The following is an 18,449-nucleotide window of genomic DNA, read 5'->3' as shown; positions in this document are numbered from 1 at the left end:
TCCCGACGCGACGCGCGGCGGATCGCCGTACGGGCCCAACTGCTGGACCGGCCCCGGCCGGAGACGCTGCTCGACGTCGGTGGAATTCATGGTGCTGCGCGGCGAGGTGGCGGTCGCCGGTCGGGACGGTCGGCACCGGCTGTGGGACCTGGCGACCCGGGTCTACCCCGCCGAGGCCGTACCCGAGGAGCAGGCGCGGCGGCTGCGCGACGAGCGGCGGCTGCGCGCCCTCGGGATCGCCCGGGCACGCGGGCCGGAGTGCCCGGTGGAGCCGTCGGACGTCGGCGACGCGGGTGAGCCGGCGGTCGTCGAGGGGTCAAGTGCGTCTGGCGGGTCGACCGGCGCGATGACCCGGGAGATCCGGGACCTCGCCGGATGGCTCGGCCTCGACCTGGACCTGCCGGCCTGAAAACGCACTGTCGTCGGCCAGCGGTCCGCCGATAGCCTGGCGGCGTCGCGGTGGGCGGTTCCACGGCGGGTCGGAGGTCGAGGTGGCACGGCAGCGGGTCGGGCAACGCCGGCCGGGACAGCAGCCCGGGCCGTACCGGGGCCCGGGGCCGACCCGACCGCCGATGCTCGGCGTCGACGTCGGAGGGGTACTCGTCACGCTCGCCGGCCGGGACGACGACACCTCGTTCTTCGGCGGCCAGCCGTTGCTGACACCGGCGGTGCCGGGAGTCTTCGACGCCCTCGCCGCGCTGACCGCCGGACCGTTCGCCGGGCGGCTGCACCTGGTCTCCAAGGCGGGGCCGAAGGTGGCCGCCAACACCCGCGCCTGGCTGGTCCACCACCGGTTCTTCGACCGCACCGGCATCCCCGTCGGCCACCTGCACTTCGTCCGGGAACGCCGGGACAAGGCGCCGGTCTGCCAGCGCCTCGGCATCACCCACTTCGTCGATGACCGGCTCGACGTACTGGCCCACCTGGAGACCGTCGAGCACCGCTACCTGTTCCTGGGCGGGACCGACGAACGGCCGCCGGACGGCGCTGTGCCGGACTGGGCGACCGTGGCCGACACCTGGGCGGCACTCGGAACGCTGCTCCGGGAGTCTGTTCCCATCCAGGCCGCCGACCGACCGTAGCCCCCGGACCTGCTGTTCGACGCGATGCGGCAGGACTCGCAGGGGTGCTCGGCCGCGGTCGTGCGACGGGCGGTGCCGGGGGCGTTCCGACTCGACAGTCGAGGATGTGGACGGTCAGGAATCGAGGAGTTCGACGGTCACGGCGGCGAGGTCACCGGCGTCGAGCCCTTCGGCCCTGCGGACGGCGCGCTTGACCGGCAGCACGAAGCATCCCCGCGCGCTGTCCGGGAAGATCGAGGTCGTCCACCCGCTGCCGCCCAGGGTGACCCGGACGCGGAGTGAACCGAAGCCGCGACGCCGTCCGGCGGTCAGCTCGCGGATCTCCTCGGACGCCTCGGCCGGCAGGCTTACGAACGTCCAACTGTCGTCACGCCGGGCGTCCCAGATCCACAGCTCGGCCTCGAAATCGACGATCACGCCGGCCAGCATCACACGCGGCACCGACGAACTCCTCGACGATGCCCTGCGGCACCGGGCGGTCAGTGCGTTGCGGGTGGTACCTGGGCCAACGCGTCCAGCACGGCGGCGATTGCCGGATGGACCGGGCCGTCGCCGCGCGGACGGGTCACCGCGAAGATCCGGCGACCGGTGACCGGCCGGAGCAGCGGCTCGACGCGCACCCCGGCCGGTACGTTGCGCAACGCCATCCCCGGCACCAGTGCGGCACCGAGCCCGGCTGCCACCAGGTCCAGGGTGAGCGCGAAGTCGACCGCCCGGTGCCGGATGTCGGGCTCGAAGCCGGCCAGGTGGCAGGCGTGCAGGGTGGACCGGCCGCACGGGGTGTGCGCAGCACTGGCCACCCAGGGCACCTCGGACAGGTCGGCGAGCCACCCGGTGCGCCGGCCCCAGCCGACCGGAGTGATCAGGTGCATCGGGTCGGTCGCGATCGGGTGCCGGTCCAGCTCGGCGGTGGCGATCCCGGGTACGTGGTCGTACTCCTGGAGGACCGCGATGTCCAGCGCGGCGGAGCGCAGGTCCAGCCGGCTCTGCTCGTCCTCGGCCTCGCTCACCCGTACGTCGAGGTCGGGGTGTGCGGCCATCGCCCGGGCGGCGGCCGGGGCGACCAGGGCGCCGGCAGCGGACGGGAACGAGCCGACCCGGACGGTCCCGGCGACCCGCCGGTGCGCGACGGCGAGCCCGGTGACCGCCTGCTCGACGGCGCCGAGGATCCGCTCGGCGTGCCCGGCGAGCACCTGCCCGGCGGAGGTGAGCACCACGCCCCGGCCGGAGCGTTCGACCAGCGGATAGCCGGCCTCGCGGGCGAGCTGGGCGAGCTGCTGAGAGACCGCCGACGGGGTGACGTGCAGCGCGGCGGCGGCAGCGGTCACCCCGCCGCGCAGCGCCACCTCGTGCAGTACGCGCAGGCGCCGGACGTCCAGGTCCATGTAGGCACGCTACAACACCCGTTAAGAATCTTGAACTGGACCTTAAACGAGCCGGCCGGCAGCGTGGTCGGCATGAGATTTCCGCACCGCATGCAGGCGGTCCTGGTCGCCGCCCTCTGGGGAGTCAACTTCGTCGTCATCGAGGTCGGCCTCCGCGACCTGCCGCCGCTGGTGCTGACCGCGCTGCGGTTCGTCGCCGCCGCACTGCCGCTGGTCTTCCTGGTCCCCCGGCCGACGGCGCGGCTCCGGTACGTGCTCGGCTACGGGCTGGTCCTCGGCGTCTTCAAGTTCGGCCTCCTCTTCGTCGCCATCGACGCCGGGATGCCGCCCGGGCTCGCCTCGCTGGTGTTGCAGACCCAGGCGATGGTCTCGGTGATGCTCGCCACCGCCTTTCTCGGCGAGCGCCCGAGCGGTACGCAGCTCGCCGGGGTGCTGACCGGCTCGGCCGGGATCGCCCTGCTGGCGGTCGGCACGGGTGGGCACGCCACCGCGATCGGTTTCGCGCTCACCCTGGCCGCCGCCGGCAGTTGGGCGCTGGCGAACGTGGTGGTCCGGGCCAGCGGCGAGACCCGGCCGCTGTCGCTGCTGGTCTGGTCCAGCCTGGTACCGCCGCTGCCGCTTCTCGGCCTGGCCGGCGTGGTGGACGGGCCACGGGTGGTGCTCGACGCGATCATCGGGATGTCCTGGAGCGCGGTGCTGGCGGTCGGCTACGTCGGGTACCTCTCGACGCTGGTCGGCTGGGGCATCTGGAACCGGCTGATCGGCACCTACTCGGTGGCCCGGGTCGCCCCGTTCAGCCTGCTGGTGCCGATCTTCGGGCTGGCCGCCGCCGCCCTGCTGCTCGGCGAGCCGATCACGTGGGCGGAGATCGTGGCCGGTGCGGTCGTACTGGTCGGGCTGGCGCTGGTGGTGCGGGCTCCGGCGCAGCGAGACGCCGGCATGTTGGAGGCCAAGGCCCCAACCCGACCGGTGGCAACGCCATTGGCTCAACGCCGGCCCGCAGGCACCGGCAGGAACCTGCGCGAATGACGAAGGCGCGACCCGTGGGCAGCTCCCCCGCACTGTCGGCGAGCTAGCTAGTCGGGGCGCCCGTCGCGGCACTGTCCGCCTGCCCACCGTTCGATCTTCAGGCAGAGTGCGTGAAGGGTGTTGAGGTCTGTCGTCACGACCAGATCCTCGACACCCTTCACCCCGTGCCCGCAGCCCCGAACGGCTTCGGACCTACTCGCCGATCAGGTGTAGGTCGGGATGACCGACCAGCAGCCCCCGCCGTGCGGCCACATGGGATAGCCGGCCTTGTAGTTGACCATATCGATGAGCGTGGTGCCGGTCGCCTTGCCGACGATGCCGTCGACGCTCAGGCCGAAGAAGCGCTGGAAGTTCTCGACCGCGCGCTTGGTCGCCTGCCCGAAGATGGTGTCGACATCCAGGCCGGCGCCGCCGACGTAGTTCAGGCCGGCCTGTACGCACCGCACCCCGGCCGCGTTGGACGAACCCAGCCCGATGTTGCCGACGTTTGGCGATGCCTGGGCGGGCGCCACGACCACCCCGAGGAGCAGGGCAACTGCGGCGAGCGCACCGACCAGGACACTCGACAATCTCTTCACTGGCATCACAGTCTCTCCTCTGCTGCGACTGACATGCCACCCCCGTTGGTGGGGTGTGGCCGGCGACCTCTGCGGTTGCCGCCTCAGCATCCGGCAGGGCTGTGGGTCGAGTTCTCAACGGATTGTTGATGGCCGCGGGCGTGGACGGGATCGTCAGCCGGTGAGCTTGGCGCGGACCTGCTCGGCCTCGGGGTGTCCGAGCTGGTCGAGGATGTCCAGGGTGCGCTGCCAGATCCGGCGGGACTCGTCGATCTCACCCGCCGCCCGGCGGGTGTCGCCGAGATGGTTGAGGACGGCAGCCTCGGAGTAGCGGTCGCCGAAGCCCCGGATCAGCTCGAGGGCGTTCTGGTAGCAGGCTGCGGCCTGCTGGTGGTCGCCGAGTTGGTGATGAGCGTAGCCGAGGCTGTCCCAGGTGTCGGCCTCACCGGGACGGTCCCCGATCTCCCGATGCAGGACGATGGCCTGCTGGCAGTGAGTCAGCGCCTGCTGGTGGTCGCCGAGCAGCGTGTGGAACCAGCCGACCGAGTTCAGCGCCCTGGCCTGCCCGCCCCGGTGGCCGGCGGCCCGGTACAGGTCGAGTGCTTGTTGGGCGTGGCGCAGCGCCTCCCCGCAGCGCCCCTTCTGCTCGTACACCCAGGCCAGGCCACGGTGCGTGTACGCCTGGCCGGTGTGATCGCCCAACTCGCGGAACAGCGCGAGCGCCTCCCGATAGTGGGTGTACGCGTCGTCCTCCCGCCCCTGGCGGGCGTAGGCGCGGGCGAGACCCCGGTGGGCGTACGCCTGACCGGTGCGGTTGGCCAGGCGCCGCGCGGCCGTCAGTGCGGCTGTATGGGCGGTGATCTGGTCCTGCCAGTGTCCGCCGCGGTCGAAGAAATCGGTGAGGGTCCAGGTCAGCTGCCAGGTGTGGGTGCCGAACCCGACCTGGGCCGCCAGCCGGACAACTTCGAGAAGCACCGCGTGCTCGGCGTTGAACCACGCAGTCGCCTGGGCTTCGTCGACGAGTTCCTCGGCCGTCGTACCGGGATGGACGTCGGCCAACGTGATCAGGTCGCGGTGCGGGTCCAGCAGCCGGGCGGCGCGGTGCGCGGTGTGCAGGTAGTGGTCGAGCACCCGGTGCACCGCCGCGTTCCGGTCGCCCTCGTCGTCGAGGGCGTGCGCGAGTTCGGCGGCGTAGGCGCGCAGCAGGTCGTGGAAGGCGAACCGGCCCGGGGCTTGCTTGGCGACGAGGTGAGCGCGGGTGAGTTCGGCCAACAGCGGTCCCACCTGTGCGGGTGGGGTGCCGATGAGGCTGGCGGCGGCGGGAAGGCCGATGTCCGGACCGGGGTGCACCCCGAGCAACCGGAACAGCCTCGACCCGCCGGGGCTGAGCGCACGGTACGACCAGGAGAACACGGACCGCGCGTCGATCCCCGCGTCGGCGCCGGCGAACGCGTCCAGGCTGCCCCGGGCGTCGCGCAGTTCGCCGGCCAACGTTGCGAGCGGAAGTCTCGGATCGATGGCTGCGCGGGCCGCCGCGATCGCCAGCGCCAGCGGCAGCCGCGCGCACCGGGCGATGATCTCGTCGACGGCCGGCAGTTCGACCGCCACCCGGGCCGCTCCGAGGCGGCGGGTCAGCAGTTGTCGCGCCTCGTCGACCGAGAGTAGGTCCAGCGTGATGGGGCGGGCGCCTTCGGCGGCGACCAGGCCGGGCAACTGGTTCCGGCTGGTCACCACCACCAGACAGCCCGGTGCGCCGGGTAGCAGCGGGCGGACCTGGTCGGCGTCCCGGACATTGTCCAGCACGACCAGTACCCGCCGCCCGGCCAGCAGACTGCGGTAGAGGCCGATCTGGGTGTCCAGGCCCGCCGGGATCTGCTGCGGCGGTACCGCGAACGCGTCCAGAAACCCGCGCACCGCCTCGGCCGGGTTCATCACCGAGCCGCCCGGGTCGAACCCGCGCAGGTTCACGTACAACTGTCCGTCGCCGAACCGGTCGGCCACCCGATGCGCCCAGTGCACCGCCAGCGCGGTCTTGCCCACTCCGGCCGTACCGGACAACGCCGAGATGACCACAGCGGTGGGCTGCTCGGCGGCCGCGTCCAGGATGGTGTCGAGCTGATCCAGCTCACCGCCGCGGCCGGCGAACCCGTACACGTCGGGAGGCAGTTGCGCCGGCACGTGTCGGGCCGGCGCCGCCACCGCAAGTGGCGCGGATGCGACCCGATCGAGTTCCCCGCGCAGGATCGCCACGTGCAGTCCCCGCAGCGCGGCCCCGGGGTCGACGCCGAGGTCGTCGGCCAGCCGCTGGCGGGTCGCGGCGTACCGGTCCAGGGCCTCCGCGTCCCGACCGGTGGCGTGCAGGGCCCGCATCAGAGCGGCGGTCAACGGCTCCACGAGCGGGTACTCGTCGAGCAGGTCGGTCAACGGTCCGACGACGACGATCGGGTTGCCGACCTGGAGTTCGGCCTGGGCCCACGCCAGGACCGCATCGAGGTGCTGCTGGCGGCACCTCTCGCGTGTCCGCTCCACCCATGGCCCGGTGAGGCCGGTGAGCGGCTCTCCACGCCAGAGATCCAGGGCCTCGCGCAACATCGCGGCCCGCCGGTCCCCGGCGCAGTGCGACTCACGCGCCCGACCCACCAGGTCATGAAACCGGTGCAGGTCCACCCGAAGACGGTCGATGTCGAGGACATATCCTGCGGCGGTGCGGAGCACCAGCCGCTCGGACCGGTTGTCCGCGGTGTCGGAGCGCTCCAGCAGGCGCCGGATCCGGGTGACATAGGTGTGCAGCGTCCGGCGTGCTCCCGGCGGTGCGGCCGGGCCCCACACCCGGTCCACCAGGGCCTCGACGGACATCGGCCGGCCCGCGTCGATGGCCAGGGCCGCCAGCACCGCGCACTGCTGCGGCGGCCCGACCGCCACCACGCGATCAGCTACTCGGATCTGCACCTGCCCCAGCACCCGCAACTCCATCGTCAGCCTCCGGCCGCTCCCGCCGCACTGTTATCAACGAATCGACCATCAACACTGCGCCGACATGCCACAGCTGGGTAGCTCCTGTCGTTGATCTTCCATTGCCCGGCCCGGTACCGGATGGATGTTGCGGCGAGACTGCGGCCGGCAGGCCGCAAGTCCGAGGTCTTGGCTTGGGCGAGAGAGCACCGTCGGGCGCATCCGATTCGAGCCGATGAGGACGAGCCGGGCTGATCCGGCAGGCCGGGACCCCCGCCCGGTTGACGTCACGGCTGGAAGCGGTAGCCCATCCCCGGCTCGGTGAGCAGGTGCCGGGGCCGGGACGGGTCGTCCTCCAGCTTCCGGCGCAACTGCGCCATGTACTGCCGCAGGTAGTTCGTCTCCGACTGGTACTGCGGGCCCCAGACGTCGTGCAGCAGTTGACGCTGGCTGACCAGCCGGCCCGGGTTGCGTACCAGGATCTCCAGCAGGTGCCACTCGGTCGGGGTGAGCCGCACCTCGGCGCCGTCGGCGGTGCGTACCGCGTGCGCGGTGAGGTCCACGATGCGCCGGCCGATCTCCACCGCCGGCACCTCCTCGCCGGCTCCGGCGGCCCGTCGGGTCACCGCGCGGACCCGGGCCAACAGCTCGTCCACCCCGAACGGCTTGGTGACGTAGTCGTCGGCACCGGCGTCCAGCGCCGCCACCTTGTCCTGACTGCCGGCCCGGCCCGAGAGCACGATGATCGGCACGTTGGTCCAGCCGCGCAGCCCCCGGATCACCTGTACCCCGTCCATGTCCGGCAGGCCGAGGTCGAGCACCACGATGTCGGGGCGGTGGCTGGCCGCCAGCCGTAGTGCGGCCGCGCCGTCCCCGGCGACCTCGACGTCGTACCGCCGGGCCCGCAGGTTGATCCGCAGCGCGCGGAGGATCTGCGGCTCGTCGTCCACCACCAGTACCCGGGTCACCCGGTCCCCTCCTCGTCCGCCACGGGTAGCCGCAGCACCATGGTCAACCCGCCACCCGGGGTCTCCTCCGGCTCCAGGCTGCCACCCATCGCCTCGGCCAACCCCCGGGACAGCGCCAGTCCCAGCCCGATCCCGGCGTGGTTGCCCCGGTCGCCCTGCCGCTGGAACGGCAGGAAGGCCCGCTCCCACTGCTCGCGCGGCAGCCCCGGGCCCTGGTCCACCACCCGCAGCTCGACGAAGCCACCGTGCTCGCTGGCGGTGATCGCCGGTGGCCGGTCCGCCGGGCTGAACCGCAACGCGTTGGCGACCAGGTTGACCAGTACCCGTTCCAGCAGGCCGGGGTCGGAGCGGACCGCCGGCAGGTGCGCGGGCAGGCTGACCCGGACCCGGCGGGCCGGTTCGCCCAGCTCGTCCAGGGCCGACGGCACCACGTCCTCCAGGCCGAGCAGTGCCGGTCGCAGCCCCAGCGCCCCGGCCTGGAGCCGGCTCATGTCCAGCAGGTTCGCCACCAGCCGGGTCAACAGGTCCAGCGACTCCTCGGCGGTGGCCAGCAACTCCTCCCGGTCGCCCGCGTCGAACTCGACGTCGGCGCTGCGCAGGCTGGTCACCGCCGCCTTCGCCGAGGCGAGCGGGGTACGCAGGTCGTGGCTGACCGCCGCCAGCAGTGCGGTACGCAGCCGGTCCGCCTCGGCGATCGGCCGGGCCGCGGCCGCCTCCTCGGCGAGCCGTTCCTGCCGGAGCGCCACGGCGGCCTGCGCGGCGAACGCCTCGACGATGCGCCGGTCGGCCGCCGGCAGCAGGCGCCCGCGCAGCACCAGCCGCAGGTCGCCGTCGACGCCCACCTCGGCGTCTCCGGCGGAGGGGGTGCCGCAGGGCTCTTCGCCGACGTTCGCGGCCACCCGCCAGGCACGCGGGTCCCGTTGCCGGTCCGGGCTCTCCGGCGCGTCCGGGGAGCGCTCCAGCAGGGTGACCGAGCCCAGCCCGTAGGTCTCGCGCAGCCGTTCCAGCAGTGCGGTCACCGGCCGGGCGCCCCGGACCACGCTGCCGGCGACCGCGCCGAGCAGTTGCGCCTCCGCGCTGGCCCGGGCCGCCTCCCGGGTACGCCGGGCGGCCAGGTCCACCACCCCGCTGACCGCGGCGGCGACCAGCAGGAAGACCACCAGCGCCAGCAGGTTCTCGGTCTCGGCGATGGTGAACCGGTGCAGCGGCGGGGTGAAGAAAAAGTTGATCAGCAGTGAGCTGAGCAGCGCGGCGAGCAGCGCCGGCCACCAGCCGCCGACCAGGGCGATCCCGATCACGGCGGCGAGGAAGAGCAGCAGGTCGCTGCTGAGCGACAGGTCGTCGGCGAGCAGCCAGAGCAGGTACGTCAGCAGCGGGATGCCGACGACGGCCAGCCCGAGGCCGACCAGCCGGCGCCGCCGGGACAGCGCGGCCGGCGGCGTCGCCAATCGGCCCCGGCCGACCCGCTCGTGCGTGACCAGGTGTACGTCGATCGGCCCGGAGAGCGCGGTGGTGGTGGCCCCGACGCCCCGGGAGAGGATCTGGGCGAACCGGCCCCGGCGGCTGGCCCCGAGCACGATCTGGGTGGCGTTGACGCCTCGGGCGAAGTCGAGCAGCGCGGTCGGGATGTCGGCGCCGATCGCCTGGTGGTAGCTGCCGCCCAGCCGCTCCACCAGCAGCCGCTGCCGCTCCAGCGTGCCCGGGTCGGCGCCGCGCAGCCCGTCGCTGCGGGCGACGTGGATCGCCATCAGCTCGGCGCCCCTGCCCCGGGCCGCGATCCGGGCCGCCCGGCGGATCAGCGTGTCGCCCTCCGGCCCGCCGGTGAGCCCGACCACCACCCGTTCCCGGGTCTCCCAGGTGGCGGCGATGCCCTGGTCGGCCCGGTACCGGTCGAGCTGGTCCTCGACGGAGTCGGCGAGCCAGAGCAGGGCGAGTTCGCGCAGCGCGGTGAGGTTGCCGATCCGGAAGTAGTTGGCCAGCGCCGCGTCGACCTTGTCCGGGTGGTAGATGTTGCCGTGCGCCATTCGCCGGCGCAGCGCCTCCGGGGTCATGTCGACCAGTTCGACCTGCTCGGCGCCGCGCACCACGCCGTCCGGCACGGTCTCCTGCTGGGTCACCCCGGTGATCTGCGCGACGACGTCGTTCAGCGACTCCAGGTGCTGGATGTTGACCGTGGTGAGTACGTCGATGCCGGCGTCCAGCAGTTCCTGGATGTCCTGCCAGCGCTTGCCGTTGCGCGACCCGGGCACGTTGGTGTGGGCCAGCTCGTCCACCACCGCAACCTCGGGCCGGCGGGCCAGCACGGCGTCGACGTCCATCTCGGTGAAGTCGCTGTCCCGGTAGCGGATCGTCCTGCGGGGGATCGCCGGCAGGTCGCCGAGGATGGCGGCGGTGTGCCGGCGGCCGTGGGTCTCGACCAGACCCACGGCCACGTCCGTGCCGCGCGCCGCCCGGCGGTGCGCCTCCTCCAACATCGCGTACGTCTTGCCGACCCCCGGGGCGGCCCCGAGGTAGATGCGCAGTTGCCCGCGTGCCACGCTGCCGATCCTGCCTTATCTGTCGGGGCCGCCCGGTGCGGATCAGCCGCCGGCCGGCAGCTCGCGGTCCAGGGCGAGGTTGAGTCCCAGCACGTTGACCCGGGACTCGCCGAGGAAGCCGAGCCCCCGCCCGTCGGTGTGCTCCTCCACCAGCCGGCGTACCTCGTCCGGGGTGGTGTGCCGCTCCCGGGCGACCCGGGCCACCTGGATCGACGCGTACGCCGGGCTGATGTGCGGGTCGAGGCCGCTGCCGCTGGCGGTGACCGCGTCGGCCGGTACCGCCGGCTTCGCCGGGGCGTCGCCCCGGATCGGAGTGATCAGCCCGCCGGAGTAGTCCTGCCCCGGCACGGCGCACTCCACCGTCACCCCGCCGAAGGTGCCGACGAACGGGGTGGCCGGACATGCCTGGTTGACGCTGACCGCCCGGGTCACCGGACCGGTCAGCCCGTCGCGGTGGAAGACCCGCAGCACCGCGCCGACCCCGTCGGTGGTGCAGAACGGTCGCCGGCCGTCGACGCCGTCGAGTTCACCGGCCGCCTTGCTACGGGCGCAGACCTGGGTGAGCAGGCTCTGGGTACCCTCGTCCGGGTTTCCCTCCTCGTCGACGGCGCCGGGCACGGGGAGGGTGTCCTCGACGCTCTCCGGCCCCAGGTTGCTGGCGGCGGTGGCGGTGGGGTCGTAGCCGTCGCCGGCCGCCGACGGGCGGCTCTGGAAGTAGCGCGGCACGGGGTTGCCGTCCGCGTCGGTGAAGGACTGGCCGATCAGGCTGCTGCCGACGAGGTTTCCGTCGGCACCGCGGACCAGCGAGCCCTCGGCCCGGTCGTGCAGGCCAGGAATCTGCCCGACCCCGACCATGACCAGCGGGTAGGCCAGGCCGAGCAGTGCGGTGAAGACCAGCACGGCCCGGAACGCGGCCAGGTGTTGGGCGAGCCAGGTTGGTAGGCGCATCACGAGATCCCTGGAATGAGCGAGAGAAGTAGGTCGAGAATCTTGATGCCGACGAACGGCGCGACGATGCCGCCGAGGCCGTAGACCCACAGGTTGCGGGTCAGCAGTTTGCTGGCGCTGCTGGGCCGGTACCGGACACCGCGCAGGGCGAGCGGGATGAGCACCACGATGATGATCGCGTTGAAGACCACCGCCGAGAGGATCGCCGATTCCGGGCTGGACAGCCGCATGATGTTCAGCGCGTCCAGGCTCGGATAGATCCCGGCGAACATGGCCGGGATGATCGCGAAGTACTTGGCGATGTCGTTGGCGATCGAGAAGGTGGTCAACGCACCCCGGGTGATCAGCAACTGCTTGCCGATCTCCACGATCTCGATCAGCTTGGTCGGGTCGGAGTCGAGGTCGACCATGTTGCCGGCCTCTTTGGCCGCCGTGGTACCGGTGTTCATCGCCACCCCGACGTCGGCCTGGGCCAGCGCGGGGGCGTCGTTGGTGCCGTCACCGGTCATCGCGACCAGCCGCCCGCCCTCCTGCTCCCGCTTGATCAGCGCGAGCTTGTCCTCCGGGGTGGCCTCGGCGAGGACGTCGTCTACCCCGGCCTCGTCCGCGATCGCCTTCGCGGTACGCGGGTTGTCACCGGTGATCATCACGGTCCGGATGCCCATCCGGCGCATCTCGGCGAAACGCTCCCGCATGCCGGACTTGACCACGTCCTTGAGGTGGATCACCCCGAGGGCGCGGGCCGGCTCGCCTTCGACGTGCTCGGCCACCACCAGTGGGGTACCGCCGCCGCCGCTGATCCCGTCGACGATCTCCCCGACCTGCTCGGTCGGGTCCCCGCCGTTCTCCCGGACCCACTTCAGCACCGCGGCGGCGGCGCCCTTGCGGAGCCGCCGGGACGGGCTGCCGGCACCGCCGCCCACGGTGGTGTCCGGAGCCAGATCGACCCCGGACATCCGGGTCTGCGCGGTGAACGGCACGTTACGATCCCCGCCGGACCTGCCGGCGCTGAAGTCGCTGCCGGCCAGGCCGGGGCGCTCACGCAGACCGTACGCGTTCTTGGCCAGCACCACGATCGAGCGCCCCTCCGGGGTCTCGTCGGTCAGGCTGGAGAGCTGGGCCGCGTCCGCGACCTGCTCGGCGCTGACCCCGTCGACCGGGACGAACTCCGCCGCCTGCCGGTTGCCCAGGGTGATGGTGCCGGTCTTGTCCAGCAGCAGGGTGTTGACGTCACCGGCGGCCTCGACCGCCCGGCCGCTCATCGCCAGCACGTTGCGCTGGACGAGGCGGTCCATCCCGGCGATGCCGATCGCGGAGAGCAGCGCGCCGATGGTGGTCGGGATCAGGCAGACCAGCAGCGAGACCAGCACGATCCCGCTGACCCCGTCCGCGTTGATCGCCGCGGTGTCCGGTGCCGCGCCCTGGAAGCCCTTGGAGAAGATCGCCAACGGCTGGAGCGTCACCACCGCCATCAAGAAGATCACGGTGAGCGCTGCGAGCAGGATGTTCAACGCGATCTCGTTCGGGGTCTTCTGCCGGTTCGCCCCTTCGACCAGACCGATCATCCGGTCGATGAAGCTCTGCCCCGGCTGCTGGGTGATCCGCACGACGATCCGGTCGGAGAGCACCTTCGTGCCGCCGGTCACCGCGCTGCGGTCGCCGCCGGACTCCCGGATCACCGGGGCGGACTCGCCGGTGATCGCCGACTCGTCCACGCTGGCGATCCCCTCGACCACGTCGCCGTCACCGGGGATGACCTGCCCCGCCTCGACCAGCACGATGTCGCCGTGTCGCAGTTCGGTGGCGACGACCGCCTCGTCGCGGTACGCGCCCGGCTTCGTCCCCGGCGTCCAGCCGGTCAGCCGGGTCGCGACGGTGTCCCGCTTCGCCTGCCGCAGCGTCGCCGCCTGCGCCTTGCCCCGGCCCTCGGCGACCGCCTCAGCCAGGTTGGCGAAGAGCACGGTCAACCAGAGCCAGCCGGTGATCGCCCAGCCGAAACCGCTCGGATCGGCGATGGCCAGCGCCGTGGTGAAGACCGCGCCGACCTCCACGATCAACATCACCGGGTTGTGCCAGAGCGTCACCGGGTTCAACTTGCGCGCCGCGTCCGGCAGGGAGCGGAGCAACTGCCGGGGGTCCAGCAGCCCACCGCCGACCCGGCCACCGCTCGCGGGACCGGAGGACGGCAGCCCACCAGAAGGGGCGGGCACCACCGGGCTGACAGTCATTGTCCCTTTCCTCACCATGTCGTTCAGGACTCTCATCGGGCTCACAACCCTTCGGCCAGCGGGCCGAGCGCCAGCGCTGGCAGGAAGGTCAGCGCCACCAGCACCACCGTCACGCCGGCGAGCATCGCGACGAAGAGCGGCCGGTGGGTTGGCAGCGTTCCCTCCGAGGCCGGCACCGGCTTCTGCCTGGCCAGCGCGCCAGCCAGGCCGAGCACGAAGATGATCGGCAGGAACCGGCCGAGCAGCATGCAGAGCCCGAGCGCGACGTCCCACCACGGCGTGTTGACCGTGATGCCGGCGAACGCCGAACCGTTGTTGTTGCTCGCCGAGGTGAAGGCGTACAGCACCTCGGACAGGCCGTGCGGGCCGACGTTGAGGGCCGTGGAGTTGTTGCCGGTGGCAAAGGCCGTCGCCGTGCCGATCAGCACCAGCATCGGGGTGATCAGGAAGTAGAGCGAGGCGAACTTGATCTCCCGGGCGCCGATCTTCTTGCCGACGTACTCCGGGGTGCGCCCCACCATCAGGCCGGCCACGAAGACCGTGATCACCGCGAGGATGAGCATGCCGTACAGGCCGGCGCCGACGCCGCCCGGCGCCACCTCGCCCAGCATCATGTTGACCAGCGGCATCATCCCGCCGAGCGGGGTGAACGAGTCGTGGAACGAGTTCACCGCACCGGTCGAGGTGAGCGTGGTGATCGCGGCGAAGGAGGCCGAGTTGGAGACCCCGAACCGGGCCTCCTTGCCCTCCATCGCCGCACCGACCGCCTGCGGCACCGTACCGTCGCCGGTCAGCTCGAAGACGTTGGTCAGGGTGATGCTGACGATCGCCAGGATCGCCATCACCGCGACGATCGCGTAGCCCTGCCGGTTCTGTCCGACCATCCGGCCGAAGACCCGGGGCAGGCTGAACGGGATCAGCAGGATCAGCAACAGCTCGAACCAGTTGGTCCAGGTGGCCGGGTTCTCGAACGGGTGGGCACTGTTGGCGTTGTAGAAGCCGCCGCCGTTGGTGCCGAGTTCCTTGATCACCTCTTGCGAGGCGACCGGGCCGCCGGTGATGGTCTGGGTGCCGCCGGCCACCGTGGTCACGTCGGTGCCGCCGGAGAGGTTCTGCACCACCCCGCCGATCATCAGCACGATGGTGCCGAGCACCGCGATGGGCAGCAGGATCCGCAACGTGATCCGGACCAGGTCGACCCAGAAGTTGCCGAGCTGGTCGGTGCGGCTCCGGGCGAAGCCCCGGACCAGGGCCACCGCCACCGCGACGCCCACCGAGGCGGAGACGAAGTTCTGTACGGCCAGCCCGGCCATCTGCACCAGGTGACCCATGGTCGACTCACCCGAATACCCCTGCCAGTTGGTGTTCGTCACGAAGCTGACGGCGGTGTTCCAGGCGATGTGGTCGGTGACCGGGTCGAAGCCGAGCGAGAGCCACAGCTTGTCCTGCAACCGCAGGAAGGCGTACAGGAACAGCAGGGAGAGCAGGGAGAACGCCAGTACGCTGCGCGCGTACGTCCCCCAGGACTGCTCGGCCTTCGCGTCGACGCCGATCAGCCGGTAGATGCCCCGCTCGACCCGGGAGTGCCGGGTTCCGGAGACCACCCGGTACAGGTAGTCGCCGAAGGGCTTGTGGACCGCCACCAGCACCACGGCGAGCGAGGCGAGGAGGAGGATGCCCGCGGTCGTCGTACTCATCTAGAAACGCTCCGGGAACAGGAGGGCGAACAACAGGAAGACGGCCAGCCCGGCTGAGAGCACCAGGCCGATGAGATTGACTGCGCTCACCGCCGCTCCACCGCCCGGGCGAGCAGGGCCAGGGCCGTGAAGAGCCCCAGCGTCAGCACCACCAACACGACGTCGACCACTGAAACGTCCTCTCCAGCACACGCGTCCGGGCGACCGTTCTCGACCGCCCGATCCAGGTAAACCCGCGGATCGGGTGGGGCCGGCCGGTCCTGACGGTTCGACTACACGGGCATGGCGGTTCTTGACGTGATCTTGACGGCTGCCCGGGCTGAGCTGCGGGTTTCCCGGCTGCCGTGCCGGGTAGCCCGGCCGGGGAGCCACACGGGGAGGGGTACGGGATGCCGGAATCGGAAGCCTGGGTGCACGAGGCCACCGCGACGGCCGAGGGGGGCCGGCTGCGTACCGACGACGGTGAACTCTCCACCACCCTGGCCTCGCCGTTGGCGCCGCACTGCACCGGGCTCGCCCCCGAGCAGTTGCTCGCGGCGGCGTTCGCCTCCTGCCTGCACCACGCGGCGGTCGAGGCGGCCACCGGCATCACCGACGAGGCGCACACGGTCCAGGTCCGCGCCCAGGCCCGGCTCGCCCGGGACGCCGACGGGCTCTACCGGGCCGACGTACGGGCCAGCATCGCCTCGGTCGGCCTGAACCGCGACCAGCTCACCGACCTGGCCCGGTACGCCGACCGGCTCTGGCCGTTCTCCAGCGACGGCGGCCGACACACCCTCACCGTCACCCCGGCCGACCCCGGCCGCCGCTGATCCGCCCCGCTGGCGGGCGGCGGCTACCGGAAGCCGGCGGTCACCGCCCGGTGGTCGCTGGCCGGAGTACGGACGACCCGGGCGTACGCCGCGGTGAGCCCCCGGTAGAGCACGTGGTCGGGACGGGTCAGCGGCAGGGCGGCCGGCCAGGTGAAGCCCGGTCCCCGACCGGCGTCCGCCTGGGCGTCGTTGAGCAGTTCGGTCAGCGGCTCGATCATGCGGTCGGTGGTGGCGGTGTTGAGGTCGCCGAGCACGATCAGCCGTTCGGCCGGGTCCTGCCGGATCCGGGTGGCGAGCGCGGTCACCGTGCGGTCCCGGGTGCCGGTGTCCCCGGCCCGGGCCGAGCCGAGATGTACGACGTAGACGACCACGTCGCCGCCGGGTGCGGCCACCACCGCCCGCAGCGCGCGGGTCCAGGCCAGCCCGGTGTCGACGCCGGCGTCCTCGCGGATCGGGAACCTGCTCCACAGCGCGATCGTGGAGACGGCCGCCCGGTACGGGTAGCGCCCGGCCAGTGTCCCGGCGACCGGAGTACGGGTGTCGCCGGAGACCTCCTGCAACCCGATCAGATCGGCCTCGGTATCGGCCAGGCTGGCCACCGTGCCGGCCGGGTCGGGGTTGCCGGCCCGCAGGTTCTGACTGGCCACCCGTAGCCGCACCGACCCGCCTCCGCCGCCGGGTAGCCACGCCGTGCCGAAGAGCACCGCCCAGAGCAGGGCCGGCACCAGCGCCCCGGCCAGCGCGATCCGGGACCGACGCAGCACGGCGGCGAGCACCAGCAGCGGAACTCCGAGGCCGAGGAAGGGTGCACCGCTGTCCACCAGGCTGCCCAGGCCCCGCACGTTGGGGATCAACCGGTGGCCGGCCATCAACGCGGTCAGCAGTGCGGCCGCGACCAGGATCAGCATGCCGCGGCGCCGCCCCCGCCCGGCCGGCCCGCCACCCGCCGGCTTGATCTTGCTCTCCGCCACCGACAGCATCGTATCGGAGCCGCTGTCTACCCGAGCCGACAACCGGACAGCATGCGCCCCCAACCGGCCGGTCCGGTCACCCCGGGCGGCATCAACCAGCGGGGCGACGGCGCCCGCATCGACCGCCCGACCATTCGGGCCAACTCCGGACGGGTCCGACCGGGCCAGTCGAACTGGACCGAACGACCGAACCGGGCGATCTTCGACGCCGGCCCGGGCGGCGAAGGCGAAGCGTGCCCGACCGGCACGGCCGCTGCGACAAGACGGACATGCCACATCTGCCCGGTCCCGCCACGGTCGGCCTCCGGTGCCGACGACTGCCCGGTTGACCAGGCAAAAGTGTGGCGCAGGCCACCGACCCGACCCGCCCCATTCAGCTCGGCGTTACCTAACCTCGGCGGGTGCATCACACGGAACACACTGATCGTGGACAGGACAACGGGGCGCAGGCTGACCGTTCGGCCGATGTCGACTCCACCGACCAGGCAACCGGCCGGCACCGGGCCGGCGCGCCGCGCCGGCTGCGCCGGACCCGGGCACTGCTCTCGTCCGGCCCGGTCCGGGTCGGTTCGGTCGCCGCGGTGGCCTGCTGCCTCGGCGCGGTGGTCTTCGTCGAGTCGCGGGCCGCGACCACACCGGTCGACCCCGCCCCGGCCAACCTGCTCGCCGAGCGCGCCGCCAGCGCCGAACGCCAGCCCGCCTCCCGGGCCACCGAACGGGCGCCCGCGCCGCCCCCGACCAGCACGCCGACCGCCACCCCCTCCGCCACGCCGACCGCCCGGCCGACGCTGGCCCGGACCAAGGTCGCCCGGGCCAGCAAGAAACCCAGCCGGCCGACCCCGGTCGCCGGGCTCACCCAGGCACAGATGGACAACGCGCACACCATCGTCCAGGTCGGGGTGAAGATGGACATCCCGCGCCGGGGGCTGGTGGTCGCGATCGCCACCGCCATGCAGGAGAGCAACCTCTACAACCTGGCCAGCGGCGTACTGCCGGAATCGCTGGACTACCCGAACCAGGGCGTCGGCTACGACCACGACTCGGTCGGGCTGTTCCAGCAACGGCCCAGCTCCGGCTGGGGCACCGTCGCGGACCTGATGCGCCCGGCGTACGCGGCCGAGCAGTTCTACGCGGCCCTGCTCCAGATCCCCGGCTGGCAGGAGATGAGCGTGACCGGTGCCGCGCAGGCGGTGCAGGTCTCCGCGTTCCCCGACGCGTACGCCCAGCACGAGGGGCGGGCCGGAACCGTGGTCGGTGCACTGGTCTGAGCGGTACGCCGGACC

At 72.4% G+C, this 18,449-nt stretch carries 16 protein-coding genes; 5 read left to right on the top strand and 11 right to left on the bottom strand.

The genetic code is table 11. The annotated features are described in order from the left end of the window. Positions 1–79: 79 nt before the first annotated feature. Positions 80–409, top strand: coding sequence for a hypothetical protein (locus ACQEVC_RS29890; RefSeq protein ID WP_432884072.1), 330 nt, complete (start codon positions 80–82; stop codon positions 407–409). Positions 410–491: 82 nt separating this feature from the next. Then, on the top strand, positions 492–1,082 hold the full coding sequence (locus ACQEVC_RS29885; protein ID WP_432884069.1) for a hypothetical protein: 591 nt from the start codon (positions 492–494) through the stop codon (positions 1,080–1,082). 114 nt (positions 1,083–1,196) lie between these two features. Here the strand turns inward: ACQEVC_RS29885 and ACQEVC_RS29880 are convergent, their stop codons facing one another. Together ACQEVC_RS29880 and ACQEVC_RS29875 are read right to left on the bottom strand one after the other, a co-directional pair. Beyond that, a complete protein-coding gene (locus ACQEVC_RS29880; protein WP_432891755.1) occupies positions 1,197–1,499 on the bottom strand; it encodes a DUF1905 domain-containing protein in 303 nt (100 codons plus the stop codon). A gap of 62 nt (positions 1,500–1,561) precedes the next feature. Next, the gene (locus ACQEVC_RS29875; RefSeq protein WP_432884066.1) at positions 1,562–2,467 is read right to left on the bottom strand and encodes a LysR family transcriptional regulator; all 906 of its coding nucleotides are present in this window, start codon (positions 2,465–2,467) and stop codon (positions 1,562–1,564) included. Positions 2,468–2,539: 72 nt separating this feature from the next. Here ACQEVC_RS29875 and ACQEVC_RS29870 point away from each other — a divergent pair, with 72 nt between their 5' ends. Next, positions 2,540–3,496 (top strand): EamA family transporter, encoded by a 957-nt coding sequence (locus ACQEVC_RS29870; RefSeq protein ID WP_432884063.1) that lies wholly within the window; start codon positions 2,540–2,542, stop codon positions 3,494–3,496. A gap of 203 nt (positions 3,497–3,699) precedes the next feature. Here ACQEVC_RS29870 and ACQEVC_RS29865 read toward each other — a convergent pair whose 3' ends face one another. From ACQEVC_RS29865 to kdpF, 8 genes are all read right to left on the bottom strand, one after another. Beyond that, complete coding sequence (locus tag ACQEVC_RS29865; protein ID WP_432884061.1) at positions 3,700–4,080, bottom strand: peptidoglycan-binding domain-containing protein; 381 nt, start codon at positions 4,078–4,080, stop codon at positions 3,700–3,702. A gap of 147 nt (positions 4,081–4,227) precedes the next feature. Beyond that, positions 4,228–7,026, bottom strand: coding sequence for a BTAD domain-containing putative transcriptional regulator (locus ACQEVC_RS29860; RefSeq protein WP_432884058.1), 2,799 nt, complete (start codon positions 7,024–7,026; stop codon positions 4,228–4,230). A 266-nt stretch (positions 7,027–7,292) separates the two neighbouring features. Next, entirely contained in the window at positions 7,293–7,973 is a 681-nt protein-coding gene (locus tag ACQEVC_RS29855; RefSeq protein WP_432884055.1) for a response regulator, read from the bottom strand. Then, a complete protein-coding gene (locus tag ACQEVC_RS29850) occupies positions 7,970–10,510 on the bottom strand; it encodes a DUF4118 domain-containing protein (RefSeq protein WP_432884053.1) in 2,541 nt (846 codons plus the stop codon). Before ACQEVC_RS29850 ends, ACQEVC_RS29855 begins: the two co-directional genes overlap by 4 nt. A 42-nt stretch (positions 10,511–10,552) precedes the next feature. Next, positions 10,553–11,458 carry a potassium-transporting ATPase subunit C gene (locus ACQEVC_RS29845; protein WP_432884050.1) on the bottom strand — a complete coding sequence of 302 codons (906 nt, stop codon included), beginning with the start codon at positions 11,456–11,458 and terminating at the stop codon, positions 10,553–10,555. After that, positions 11,458–13,686, bottom strand: coding sequence for a potassium-transporting ATPase subunit KdpB (kdpB, locus tag ACQEVC_RS29840; RefSeq protein ID WP_432884048.1), 2,229 nt, complete (start codon positions 13,684–13,686; stop codon positions 11,458–11,460). The genes ACQEVC_RS29845 and kdpB overlap by 1 nt, the downstream gene beginning before the upstream one ends. A gap of 41 nt (positions 13,687–13,727) precedes the next feature. Further along, a complete protein-coding gene (kdpA, locus tag ACQEVC_RS29835; RefSeq protein WP_432884045.1) occupies positions 13,728–15,383 on the bottom strand; it encodes a potassium-transporting ATPase subunit KdpA in 1,656 nt (551 codons plus the stop codon). Continuing rightward, entirely contained in the window at positions 15,384–15,473 is a 90-nt protein-coding gene (gene kdpF / locus ACQEVC_RS29830; RefSeq protein WP_101366169.1) for a K(+)-transporting ATPase subunit F, read from the bottom strand. It lies immediately after the preceding gene. Positions 15,474–15,772: 299 nt separating this feature from the next. Here kdpF and ACQEVC_RS29825 point away from each other — a divergent pair, with 299 nt between their 5' ends. Further along, positions 15,773–16,195 (top strand): OsmC family protein, encoded by a 423-nt coding sequence (locus ACQEVC_RS29825; RefSeq protein WP_346262763.1) that lies wholly within the window; start codon positions 15,773–15,775, stop codon positions 16,193–16,195. 23 nt (positions 16,196–16,218) lie between these two features. On the opposite strand, the gene ACQEVC_RS29820 is transcribed toward ACQEVC_RS29825, so the two are convergent. Further along, entirely contained in the window at positions 16,219–17,166 is a 948-nt protein-coding gene (locus tag ACQEVC_RS29820) for an endonuclease/exonuclease/phosphatase family protein (protein WP_432884041.1), read from the bottom strand. 401 nt (positions 17,167–17,567) lie between these two features. Between ACQEVC_RS29820 and ACQEVC_RS29815 the strand changes: the two genes are divergently transcribed. Next, positions 17,568–18,434 (top strand): hypothetical protein, encoded by an 867-nt coding sequence (locus ACQEVC_RS29815; RefSeq protein WP_432884038.1) that lies wholly within the window; start codon positions 17,568–17,570, stop codon positions 18,432–18,434. Positions 18,435–18,449: the final 15 nt, after the last annotated feature.

Origin of the sequence: Plantactinospora sp. CA-294935 (assembly GCF_050936445.1) — a bacterium.
Taxonomy (GTDB): domain Bacteria; phylum Actinomycetota; class Actinomycetes; order Mycobacteriales; family Micromonosporaceae; genus Plantactinospora.
The sequence above is the reverse complement of the archived record's forward strand: the minus strand, read 5'-3'. Positions and strand labels throughout refer to the sequence as shown.